The sequence below is a fragment of the Candidatus Pseudothioglobus sp. Uisw_041 genome (assembly GCF_048087625.1).
Taxonomy (GTDB): domain Bacteria; phylum Pseudomonadota; class Gammaproteobacteria; order PS1; family Pseudothioglobaceae; genus Pseudothioglobus.
In genome coordinates this window covers 145679-157813 of sequence record NZ_CP159805.1, presented here as the reverse complement: position 1 = coordinate 157813, position 12135 = coordinate 145679, and the positions used below count along the sequence as shown (strand labels likewise).

The 12135-nt window shown below is 36.0% G+C and carries 12 protein-coding genes; 2 read left to right on the top strand and 10 right to left on the bottom strand.

Annotated features, from left to right (window positions below; translation table 11 throughout):
• The first annotated feature begins 18 nt into the window (after window positions 1–18).
• Both ABXT44_RS00775 and mfd read left to right on the top strand, forming a co-directional pair.
• On the top strand, window positions 19–609 hold the full coding sequence (locus ABXT44_RS00775; RefSeq protein ID WP_416687276.1) for a Maf family protein: 591 nt from the start codon (window positions 19–21) through the stop codon (window positions 607–609).
• Window positions 606–4034, top strand: a complete 3429-nt coding sequence (gene mfd, locus ABXT44_RS00770; protein WP_416687275.1) for a transcription-repair coupling factor — start codon at window positions 606–608, stop codon at window positions 4032–4034. Before ABXT44_RS00775 ends, mfd begins: the two co-directional genes overlap by 4 nt.
• Window positions 4035–4065: 31 nt before the next feature.
• Here mfd and ABXT44_RS00765 read toward each other — a convergent pair whose 3' ends face one another.
• The 10 genes from ABXT44_RS00765 to ABXT44_RS00720 form a co-directional block, all read right to left on the bottom strand.
• A complete protein-coding gene (locus ABXT44_RS00765; protein ID WP_416687272.1) occupies window positions 4066–4647 on the bottom strand; it encodes a hypothetical protein in 582 nt (193 codons plus the stop codon).
• A 317-nt stretch (window positions 4648–4964) separates the two neighbouring features.
• Window positions 4965–5246: a hypothetical protein gene (locus tag ABXT44_RS00760; protein ID WP_416687269.1), complete on the bottom strand. Its 282-nt coding sequence runs from the start codon at window positions 5244–5246 to the stop codon at window positions 4965–4967.
• Between the two features lie 152 nt (window positions 5247–5398).
• The gene (locus tag ABXT44_RS00755; RefSeq protein WP_416687267.1) at window positions 5399–6400 is read right to left on the bottom strand and encodes an adenosine kinase; all 1002 of its coding nucleotides are present in this window, start codon (window positions 6398–6400) and stop codon (window positions 5399–5401) included.
• 41 nt (window positions 6401–6441) lie between these two features.
• Complete coding sequence (ispH, locus tag ABXT44_RS00750; protein ID WP_416687265.1) at window positions 6442–7371, bottom strand: 4-hydroxy-3-methylbut-2-enyl diphosphate reductase; 930 nt, start codon at window positions 7369–7371, stop codon at window positions 6442–6444.
• Between the two features lie 36 nt (window positions 7372–7407).
• Window positions 7408–8259 (bottom strand): acetyl-CoA carboxylase, carboxyltransferase subunit beta, encoded by an 852-nt coding sequence (gene accD / locus ABXT44_RS00745; RefSeq protein WP_416687263.1) that lies wholly within the window; start codon window positions 8257–8259, stop codon window positions 7408–7410.
• 12 nt (window positions 8260–8271) lie between these two features.
• Entirely contained in the window at window positions 8272–9072 is an 801-nt protein-coding gene (gene trpA / locus ABXT44_RS00740) for a tryptophan synthase subunit alpha (RefSeq protein ID WP_416687262.1), read from the bottom strand.
• Window positions 9073–9148: 76 nt separating this feature from the next.
• Window positions 9149–10198 (bottom strand): uroporphyrinogen decarboxylase, encoded by a 1050-nt coding sequence (gene hemE, locus ABXT44_RS00735; protein WP_416687259.1) that lies wholly within the window; start codon window positions 10196–10198, stop codon window positions 9149–9151.
• A 110-nt stretch (window positions 10199–10308) separates the two neighbouring features.
• Window positions 10309–10521 (bottom strand): 50S ribosomal protein L31, encoded by a 213-nt coding sequence (rpmE, locus tag ABXT44_RS00730; RefSeq protein ID WP_271537236.1) that lies wholly within the window; start codon window positions 10519–10521, stop codon window positions 10309–10311.
• 40 nt (window positions 10522–10561) lie between these two features.
• Window positions 10562–10789, bottom strand: a complete 228-nt coding sequence (locus tag ABXT44_RS00725) for a BolA family protein (RefSeq protein ID WP_416678278.1) — start codon at window positions 10787–10789, stop codon at window positions 10562–10564.
• Between the two features lie 54 nt (window positions 10790–10843).
• Window positions 10844–12127 carry an inorganic phosphate transporter gene (locus tag ABXT44_RS00720; protein WP_271537241.1) on the bottom strand — a complete coding sequence of 428 codons (1284 nt, stop codon included), beginning with the start codon at window positions 12125–12127 and terminating at the stop codon, window positions 10844–10846.
• Window positions 12128–12135: the final 8 nt, after the last annotated feature.

Genomic DNA, 12135 nt, shown 5'->3' with positions numbered 1-12135 from the left:
ACAATTTTTAAACTTCTAGTGTCACTCATTCTAGCCTCATCGTCGCCATTTAGAAAAGCTATTTTAGAGAAGCTTCGTATTGACTTTAAAGCAGCAGCGCCAAACATTAATGAAAGAAGAAAAAATGGAGAATCTCCTTTTAATTTAGTTAATCGCTTATCTAAAGAAAAGGCTCTAGAGGTCGCCAAATCTCATTCAGGTTTGATTATTGCATCAGATCAGGTAGCTACCCTTGGTAATGGAAATAATGAAGATGATGAAATTTTTACAAAGCCAGGTAGTCATGAGAATGCTTTTTTGCAGCTAAAGAAAAGCTCTGGAAAAACTATTACATTTCTTACTGGATTGGTTCTCTTAAATACTGAAACCTTAAAAATTCAAACTCATGTTGAGCTTTTCAAAGTTACCTTTAAACAACTTTCTGATAATCAAATTTTGTCCTACCTAAATAAAGAAGATGTTCTTAATTGTGCTGGTAGTTTCAAGTCTGAAGGACTAGGAATTGCATTATTTAGCAGTATGGAGGGCAATGACCCTAACAGTCTAATTGGACTGCCAATAATCCAACTTATTAAAATGCTAGCTAAGGAAAATGTTCATATCTTATGAGCATTTTATATTCAGAAGAATTTAAGCCTTTCTCATCTGGCTTAAAAAATTATTGGGGATCTCTCTATGGCTCCTCTGAAGCACTAGCGCTTATTGAATTTGCTGAATCTCAAAAGCAAGTAGTGCTCTATATTGCAAAAGATATTACTCATTATGATGAGGTTAGAAAAGCACTCAATTTTTTTAATACCTCTTTAGAAATATTAGATTTTTCAAGTTGGGAGGTTTTAGCTTTTGACCATTTTTCGCCACATCCAGATATTGTCTCATCGAGGTTAGAAACACTTTCAAAACTACCCTCTCTTAAGTCTGGCATCGTAATAACAACACTTGAGACGTTATCTCAAAGATTATGTCCAAAAAATTATATTGAAATATATAGCCTTCACCTAAAAACTAAACAAAATCTTGAGATTAAGTCATTTTCTGAAAGTCTTATAAAAATAGGATATCGCAGAGTTACAACTGTAATGGAGCAAGGTGAGTTTTGCATTAAGGGCGCCCTAATTGATTTGTACCCAATGGGCACTAAAAATCCATATCGAATTGACCTATTTGATAATGAGATAGATTCAATCAGATCTTTTGATACATCTTCGCAGAGGTCAATTGAAATTATTAAAGAAATCAAATTACTGCCTGCTCGAGAATTTGCAACAGATAGTGAAAGTATTTCAATCTTTAAAGATAACTATTTATCTGAATTTGGAAATACTGATGGATTCATTTATAGCGAAGTTAGTGAAGGACGTTATCCAGGCGGAATAGAATTTTATTTACCTTTATTTTTTAAAAAAACTGAAACTCTATTTGATTATATTTTGGGTGAGCCTGTAATCTTTTATCAAAAAGGACTTAACGAAGCGATGGAGCTTCAAGCTAAAGAATTATTAGAGCGTTTTGAATATTGTAAGGGTTCACTAGAAAGACTCCCTCTAGAAATTAATAAAGTATTTTTAAATACTGAAAGATTTTTCAAAAAACTTTCAGATAAAAAACAAATACAAATACAAAGCTCAAAAATAGAAAAAGAAGAAGGCTATAACTTCTCATCTTCTATACTTCCCCCACTTAAAATAGAAGCCCAAACAAAAAAGCCACTTAATAAGTTAATTAAGTTTATTGAAAATTTTGATGGGCAAGTATTAATCGTTTGTGAATCAGAAGGTAGGCAAAGTGTTCTCACTGATCTACTTTCCACTCACCAACTTAAAGTAAATGATTGCTCTAACTGGAGTGACTTTCATAATCAAAATAATGGACTCTGCATTACTAATGCAAGTCTGAGTGAAGGCGTTCTTTTTGAGCGAATTGCAATTATTACTGAAAATAATTTGTTTGGAAAAGATGCTGTAAAACAGCGGAGAAGACGAAGAGCAAAACATAAAGATTTTGATGAAGCAATTAAAAGTCTTGTTGAGATCCAGTTAGGTGATCCTGTCGTTCATGAGCACTATGGTGTTGGCCGATATTTAGGACTTAAAAGTAGAAGTTTTGATGGCAATCAACAAGATTTTCTTTCACTTGAGTATGCAAATGGCTCAGTACTAATGGTTCCCATTGCAGCCCTTAACCTTATCTCTAGATACTCTGGTGCAAGTTCAGATAATGCTCCTCTTCATAAGTTAGGAAGTCAGCAGTGGACCAAAGCAAAAAGAAAAGCAGCAGAAGCACTTTATGATGTGGCCGCTGAACTATTAGAAATTTATGCAAAGCGTCAATCTCAAAAAGGATTTGCTTATCCAGCGCCAAATGACTCTTATAGTTCTTTTGTATCTAGCTTCCCATTTGAGGAAACACCAGATCAATTAAAAACAATGGATGATGTTCTTTTAGATATGCAATCTGAAAGACCAATGGATCGACTAGTCTGCGGAGATGTTGGGTTTGGTAAAACTGAAATTGCAATGAGAGCTGCTTTTATAGCTGTTGAATCTGGCAAGCAAGTTGCAATTCTTGTTCCTACGACACTTTTAGCTAACCAACATGAACAAACTTTTAATGACCGTTTCTCCAAATTTCCAATTGTAATTAAATCTCTTTCAAGGTTTAAAAACACAAAAGAACAAAATGAAATTAAATCTCATCTTAATGATGGAAAGATTGATATTATTATTGGGACTCATAAACTGATTCAAGGAACTATTAAATATCATAATTTAGGTTTGATTATTATTGACGAAGAACATCGATTTGGCGTAAAGCAAAAAGAGGCACTTAAAAAAATCCGTGGTCAAAGTGACATATTGACTATGACTGCAACACCTATTCCTAGATCACTAAACATGGCATTAGGTTCACTTCGAGAAATGTCAATTATTGCTACTCCTCCAGCTAAAAGAACAGCAATACAGACCTTTGTTGATGAATGGGATAAAAATACTATCAAGGAAGCATGTTCTCGTGAATTACATCGAGGTGGGCAAATTTTTGTTGTACATAATGATATTGATACAATTGATAATATGGCAGAGTCTTTGAGCGATCTTATGCCAAATCTTCAAATTCGAATTGCGCATGGCCAAATGCCAAGTAAAGAACTTGAGCAAATAATGGCTGATTTTTATCATCAGCGCTTTCAGCTCTTAGTTTGCACTACAATTATTGAAACTGGAATTGATATTCCAAGTGCTAATACAATTATTATCAATAATGCACAAAACTTTGGACTTGCCCAGCTTCACCAACTTCGAGGCAGGGTTGGCAGATCTCATCATAAGGCATATGCTTATCTTATAATTAAGTCTCACCAGTCAATTTCAGAAAATGCAAGAAAACGACTAGACGCTATAGCCTCACTAGAGGAGCTTGGAGCCGGATTTATGCTAGCAAATCATGATCTTGAGATTAGAGGTGCTGGAGATCTTCTAGGAGAAAATCAAAGCGGTAAAATCTCAGAAATTGGGTTTAATTTATATCATGACTTATTAAAACGCACTATTAAGGCAATAAAAAATAATACCAAATTTGATATTAAAGATGCATTAGTTGAAGAAGTTGAAATTAACTCAGGCATTGCTTGCATCATTCCTGACACTTACTTACCAGATGTTCATGAGAGATTAGTTCTCTATAAGCGTATTGCAAGTGCTGTGAATGATGATGAATTAAAAGATCTAAAAATAGAAATGATTGATCGTTTTGGCCTCCTCCCAGATCAAACTAATAACCTGTTTGAATCAACCTCATTAAAAATACAATCTAAGGAAATAGGGATACTCAAAATTAATATTTATGATGAGAAGCTAGAAATAACTTTAAATGAAAAAAATCTCATTGATACATCAAAAATTATTAATTTAATTCAAATGAAACCACAGCAGTTTCAATTAAAAAACCAAAATACTCTAATATCTAATGAAACTATGGAGGCTGATTTTTCTCGTATTAGAAGTGCAAGTAAATTAATAAGTAACCTAGTTTAATTATTAGCTTAGAAAAGCCAATAATTATAGTCTACTTAGATTTATATTCGGATGGCACAAAGTTAGGAGCAAGGTATCGAATTCCAGGCACAATAACTAAAGCAGCAAAAAACAAAATAATAAGAGAGCCTAGAATATCTCCAATTAAATAATTTTTAATAAATTGAGAAGCATCAATTAAGAGTGGGCCTCCGTTTGCTGAAGTGAGGTATGAATAAGCAAAAAACTTCATAATTGTATTATATAGGGCGGTAAGAACCCCTAAAAAAAGTAAGTGCTGAAAGACTATCCTTTCACCGTCAAAAAAATATGACAATTTAAAAAATTTCATACTAGCAATGGCTAATAGTGGCGAGAATGTGCCTACGAGATGTAAAAGATTTATACCTATAAGAGATGAGTCATGAAACCACATAGATGACAATGTTATAGCCAGAAAAACCGCTATAAAAATATTAAAGCCAAATAAAAGATAGCATAAAGATACTGCCCCAATAGGGAGCCAAATAATATTTCCATTAATAAATGCTTGGCCATTAATGAATGTTACAAAGACAATGACTAGAAATGCTATGATATTTTGGTATAGAAATTCTGTTACATTCTTTTGCATCAAACTAATCCCTTGTTAACAATAACTGAATTATCAAGGAGATATGAGTAACTATGTTCTTTCATAGTTTTATCCAAGTTTAGAGTCTGTAAAAAACCTACATCAGACTTGCAACATCTATATATGTAATAAGAAAGAGTTTTTATTTCCTTAATTTTATCGAACCATCATAAATGATTTTTACGAGTCTAAGGAGAATCTCGTGCTTAGTATTTTAAAGAGGCCTGCACAAACTAGCTTGCAAACTTAGCAATGCCTCTAAGAAACAATATTAGTTAAAAACTAACAAATTCAATCTTATTATATCTTACATAATACTAATCAAATTTTAATATCATCTCGCGCTTATCAGTTGAAGACTGATATGCACTAACTATACCATTAGAAGTTAGAAATAAAACTGCACGTTTTATAGTTGATAATGAATACTTAGAGAAGTATGGATCATTTTTTATTGCAGTAATTGTTACATTAGAATTAGAAGTGATGAAAGAAAAAACCGCTCTTTCGACTTCTGAAAACTCGCCTAATCCAAATTCTTTTTCACATTCATCTAACGCTTTTCTTAACTGAAATAACCTACTGACTGCTTTTTTCATTTTATGTCCCTCAAGTACCTTAGCCCCTTGAAGAAAATTATAGATTAAAATGAGACATAAGATATCATTTTATAGAACCAGTAACCTAAAACCTAATAGTCCAGAATAGAAGCTGCATTTTTTTAACTCTAAATCCCTTCCCTACTATTTCATTATTGAATATTAAATTGTTGCTTAAGGCTAATATATTCAATCACCCTTATTCTTGGTCCAAATTGACTAACCACCCTCGATGAAGCAGCATTAGCAAACTCAGCAGCCCAAGAAAAGTCCTTACCAAGACCTAGTGCATATAAAAAAGCACCAGCAAACATATCACCAGCACCATTCGTATCAACTGCACTTGCAAGAACACCTGGGGTATGAATCATATTGATTCCATCAAAAACTAATGACCCACCTGCACCTCTTGTAATAGCAAAGGTTTTAGCATGTTTCTTTAATTCTTCAGCAGCCGCTTCTACTGTATGAGTTCCAGTAAAACTCCTAGCTTCATCACCATTACAAAAAATTAAATCCACACCGTCGTCACCAATAATTGTTCTTATGTTATCCGAAAAAACCTCAACAACAAATGGATCAGAAAGACTTAATGAGGTTTTAACCCCGCTCTTCTTAGCATAGATCATAGCATCTCTTGCAACAGCTGTTCTTTCATCATCAGTCACAACATAGCCTTCAATATATAGCCATTCTGAAGATGCTAAAGCCCCTTCATCAACTTCGCGATATGAAAGCTCCAGGCTAGCACCTAAATAAGTATTCATGGTTCGCTCTGCATCCGGACTAATCATTACCAAGCATTTACCAGTGGTTCCACTAGAAGGATCAACTTGATGGAAATCCACGCCCGCACGATTTAAATCTTTAACAAAAAAAATACCTTCTTCATCATTTGCAACTTTGCCAGAAAAGAAAGCTGAAGATCCAAATCTACTGGCCGCTACTACTGAATTGCATGCAGACCCTCCACAACTCCTTTTAACAGGCACGCGTTGACTGGTCAGCTCCTCCATTAAGTATTTTTGTCGTTTTTCGTCAACAAGAGTCATCAAGCCTTTACCAATATCATTTTCACTTAAAAATGAATCACTAACAATAACTTCAGTATCAACTATTGCAGAACCAATTCCATAAATACCATATTTTTTCATAAGTTCAAATTCCTAATCTTCTATTAATTTAATTAATACTTTTAGACTCTTAGCGCCTCAGGCACTGGAAAATTTACAGACTCGCTAGCGCCGCTTACTTCAATAATTTCACGACCACCATTCATCATCAGATAAGACACCACTGCCTGAACTAGAACTTCTGGAGCTGATGCACCAGCTGTAACTCCAATAGAAGTAATACCATTCAGCCAATCATTTTCAATGTCAGTTGCTCCATCAATTAAATAAGCGGGCTTACCTGCATTTTCTGCAATCTCTTTAAGTCGGTTCGAGTTAGAAGAGTTTTTTGAGCCAATAACAAGGAGCATTTCTGAATTTTTAATCATAGACTTGACTGAGTCCTGGCGATTTTGAGTTGCGTAACAAATATCACTTTTTTTAGGTGCTTGAATTTTTGGAAATTTAGCTTTAAGAGAGTCAACAATCTCTTGGGTATCATCAACCGATAAAGTGGTCTGTGTTGTATAGGAAATGTCCAAATCTTTAGACAACTCTAGATCTTTAATGTCTTTAATTGACTCTACTAAAGTAATACGGCTAGATGAATTTGACTGTCCTAAGGTTCCCTCAACCTCTGGATGACCGGCATGGCCAATCAAAATAACTTGATGATTTTGTTTTTGGCGCCTTGTGACTTCTTTATGAACTTTCGTTACTAACGGACAAGTTGCATCATAAATAATATCTGAAATTTCAGCAGCATCTTTTCTTACAGCTTGTGATACTCCGTGCGCACTAAAAATTACAACACTTCCCTTTGGAACTTCATTAATCTCATCAACAAAAATTGCGCCTTTCTTTTTTAGGTTACTTACAACAAATTTATTATGAACGACCTCATGACGGACATAAATTGGTGAGCCATGTTTTTCAATTGCACGCTCGACTATCTCTATAGCACGATCAACGCCAGCACAAAAGCCCCTAGGATTGGCCAAAAATATCTTCAAAATTTATCCAATTGATTCACTTAAAAAATATTACTATTATTTTTCGTTATTAAGGTGAAGTGCGGAGAGGATCTGAAAAACTTTTTGACGTAAGTCTGACCTATGCACTATCATATCAATAGCACCCTTCTCAAGTAAAAATTCACTTCTTTGAAAACCTTCAGGTAACTCTTCTCGAACCGTTTGTTCAACAACTCTGGCTCCTGCAAAACCTATTCTTGCATTGGGCTCAGCAATTTGAATATCGCCTAACATTGCTAAGCTAGCTGAAACGCCACCCATAGTTGGATCAGTTAAGACTGAGATAAATGGGATTTTATTATCAGCTAATAATTTAACAGCAAGCGAAGTTTTTGACATTTGCATTAGAGAAAAAAGGCCTTCCTGCATTCTAGCGCCGCCACTTGCAGAAAAGCAAACAAAAGGGTGTTGGTTTTCAATAGCAATATTCGCAGCTCTTACAAATTTTTCACCAACAACTGACCCCATTGATCCACCCATAAAACTAAAATCAAAAGCTGCAACAACAATTGGCATCCCTTTTAACACTCCAGTTTTAACAACTAACGCATCTTTTTCCTTGGTCTTTTTTTGGGCATCATGATAACGATCTTTGTATTTTTTTTGATCTTTAAACTTGAGTGGGTCTACAGACTCAATATTAGCAGCAATCTCATTTTGCTGCTCAATATCCAAAAACCCTTCTATACGTTTTCTTGCAGATATTCTTAAATGATGGTCACACTTTGGACAAACATAATGAAGACGCTCAAGCTCCTCTTGATAAAGAACTCGTCTACACTCTGGGCACTTACTCCAAATTCCTTCTGGAATATTTTTTTTAATATTTATGCCAATAGATGGCATAATTTTTTCTAACCAACTCATAGTATTTGTAAATTAATTAATAGCATTTGAGATTTCCTTTGCCAGATTCCCAACCTTGGTAATCATTGTATCTTTGTCACTGGACAATTCTTCAATAATTGAAACTAGAGCACTGCCCACAATTACCGCGTCAGCATTCTCGCCAACTTGTTTCGCAACTTCAGCGTTACTTATTCCAAAACCAACTCCCACTGGTAATTTAAAATAATTTCTCATTCTTTCTAAATGATGATTAACCGATGCAACATCGAGATTTCCTGCGCCTGTTACGCCCTTCAATGAAACAAAGTATATGTAGCCAGTAGCCATTTCTGCAATATATTGTAAGCGTTCATCCGTGGTTGTAGGGGCGACTAAAAAGATAAGATCAATATCAACCTTGTCGAGCTCTTCCTTAAGATCATGGACCTCTTCTGGAGGCATATCAACAACCAAAATTCCGTCTACTCCGGCTTCATGAGCTCTGAGCGCAAATTCTTTATAGCCAAACACCTCAATTGGATTTGTATAACCCATTAAGACGATACCAGTAGACTGGTTATGTTCTCTAAACCTCTCAACTATTGCAAAAACATCATGCAAGTTAACGCCGCCTGCAACAGCCCTCTCATGTGATTTTGCAATTACTGGCCCATCAGCCATTGGGTCTGAAAAAGGCATCCCTAACTCAATAATATCTGCGCCACTATCTGCCAAAGTAAAAACCAATGCCTCTGAGTTATCTAGGCCACTATCGCCAGCAGTGATAAATGGAATAAAAGCAGTCTTGTTCCTAGCTTCGAGTTGTTTGAAAATATTTAAGATTCGTGACATAATTATTGATGCTATTTTTTAATTAAATTTTAACATAGACAAAGTTAAACTCAATTTAATGTCCATATTATTAGGATTATTTAGTTTTGGTAGGGTATGAGTGAACTGCGTCCACTAAAACTTTCATACTTTCTGGGTTAACATCAGGAGTAATCCCATGCCCAAGATTAAAAACATGCCCAGTTTGCCCCTTGAATTGGTCAAGAACTTTGAAAGCTTCAGCCTTGATTACGTCAGGTGATGCATAAAGCACTGATGGATCAAGATTACCCTGTAATGCTACTTTTGAGCCCACTCTCCTTTCCGCCTCACCAAGCTCAATTGTCCAATCAATACCCACTGCATCGCATCCAGTTGCAGCAATTTGCTCGAGCCATGCAGCGCCGCCTTTAGTGAAAAGTGTCACCGGAATCGTTCTACCTTCATAGCTACGGTGAATCCCATCCACAATTTTTGACATGTACCTTAATGAAAAATTTTCATAACTACCCATACTTAGAAGCCCACCCCAGGTATCAAAAATCATTACTGAATCCGCACCAGCCTCAATTTGAGAATTTAGATAGTCTATGACAGTATCAGCCAGAACATCAAGCAGTTGGTGCATGTGCTTTGGGTTTTCATACATCAAGCCCTTTACCTTTGAAAAAGTTTTACTAGTGCCGCCCTCAACCATATATGTTGCTAATGTCCATGGACTTCCCGTAAAGCCTATTAATGGAACTCTGCCTTTAAGGTTTTTTTTGATTACAGAAACTGCTTCACTAACGTAATTAAGCTCAGTTCCAACATCTGGCTTGGCTAAGTGTTCAATGCTGCTGAGCGTGTGAAGAGGATTAGTAAATTTTGGCCCCTCTCCCTCAACAAAATGAAGCCCCAACCCCATAGCGTCAGGAATAGTTAATATGTCAGAAAAAAGAATTGCCGCATCAAGATCAAAACGCTCAAGGGGCTGAAGGGTAACTTCACACGCCAGATCACTTGACTTACATAAAGTTAAAAAATCACCAGCTATTTTTCTTGTGGCACGGTACTCTGGCAAGTATCTGCCTGCTTGCCTCATCACCCAAATTGGAGTACGCGATACTTCTTTTTTTAGTAACGCATTAATGTAGTCAAATGCCATTATTTTTTCCCAGTAAAAGGTTGATTATAATCATTGTAGAGATTTATTTTGCTTTGCTTCTGACACAAAAAAAGCCACATTTGTGGCCTTTAGAGTGAATCAATTAATATTTAACGCTTGAATGCGCCGTAACGTGACTTAAATTTCTCAACACGTCCAGCAGTATCCATAATTTTTTGCTTACCTGTATAAAAAGGGTGACAACTTGAACAAACATCAAGATGAAGTTCGTCTTTACCCGAAGTTGAGCGCGTTTCAAATGAATTACCACAACTGCACACAACTTTAATAGTATCGTAAGAAGGATGAATGTCTGTTTGCATAACTTTATATCTTCAAATTTAAAAGAACGTGAATTATATACTATCTCTCTGCAGGGGTAAATGTTTTAACACTTAATGCATGAAGCTCACCGCTCTTTATCTCTTCTTTAACCACTGCTAAAACTGCTCTCTGCCTTTGCAATAAAGATAGTCCTTCAAAAATAGGTGAAACAATTACAGCAGAGCAATTACAACCATCACCCTCCATAGTGACTTCAGATTGCTCTATTCCTAGTTCAAGTTTTTTCTGGACCTCTTCTAAAGTCATAATGCATCTCTACTTATAGTTTTATTATTAAACATTTTACTAAACTTCATTAGATTATGACGAGCCAAAAATACCTTTTAACATAAAGAAAAATAAAATCGACATTATGGCGCCAGCTGGAAGCGTAATAATCCAAGAAAGAAAAATTCGGTTAATAACTCTCAAGTTAAGTGAAGCTAGGCCTCTTGCAATGCCCACACCAAGTACAGCTCCCACCAATACCTGCGTAGTAGAGACTGGAAGGCCTGTATAGGAAGCAAAAACAACAGTTGTTGCTGCAGCAAGTTCAGCAGCAAAACCACGACTAGGCGTAAGCTCCGTAATACTTTTACCAATTGTTTTCATTACCCTGTAACCAAAAGTTGTTAGGCCAAAGACAATGCCGCCGCCTCCGACTAGTAATATCCATGAAGGTAAGACACTCTTAGAGACGATCTGCCCTCCTGATTCAACAATACTATAGACTGCGGCTAAAGGTCCAATTGCGTTAGCAACATCATTTGATCCATGCGCAAATGCCATTGCACAGGCAGTTATAATCATTAGTCCACCAAATAATTTCTCCATATTAGCGTATGAAAAGTCACTGTCATCTTCGGGATTGATCTTAATACGCCTAATAATAATAGCTGCAAGAATAGCTGCCAATATTCCCACTGCAGTTGCAATCATCATGCTGGTAGGTAGATCTTTGCCAAGGTGCTTTAAGGATTCAACATGTTTAAGTCCTTTAAGTAGTGTCACTAAAGAGATAATAAAACCAACAAAAAATACATAAAAAGGGAGGTATTTTTTAGCATTCTCAAGAGGCTTTTCGGTATCAATAATATTGCTCTGTAAGCTCTTAAAGATTACAATTGCAAGCGTTCCAGCAATAATTGGAGAGATGACCCAACTCGCTATAATTGCATAGACCTTGCCCCAAGCTACAGCATCAATTCCAACTCCTACAGCGCCAAATCCCACAATCGCCCCTACAATAGAGTGCGTTGTCGAAACCGGCCAACCAAGAGAAGATGCAATCAATAGCCAGGTAGCTGCAGCTAAAAGTGAAGCAAGCATTCCGTACACCAGTAATTCTGGATTAGAGACAAATGATCCAGAATCAAGAATGCCTTTTCGAACCGTTGCCGTAACCTCGCCGCCTGCAAGAACTGCTCCAGCGAACTCAAATATAATTGCAATAACTACCGCTTGCTTAAATGTAATTGCACCAGAGCCTACCGATGTTCCCATTGCATTTGCAACATCATTAGCACCAATACCCCAAGCCATAAACAAACCAAAACCAATAGCCAGCATGATAAGAATATCACTATTTTGTACAATAATTTCCATGAAGAGCT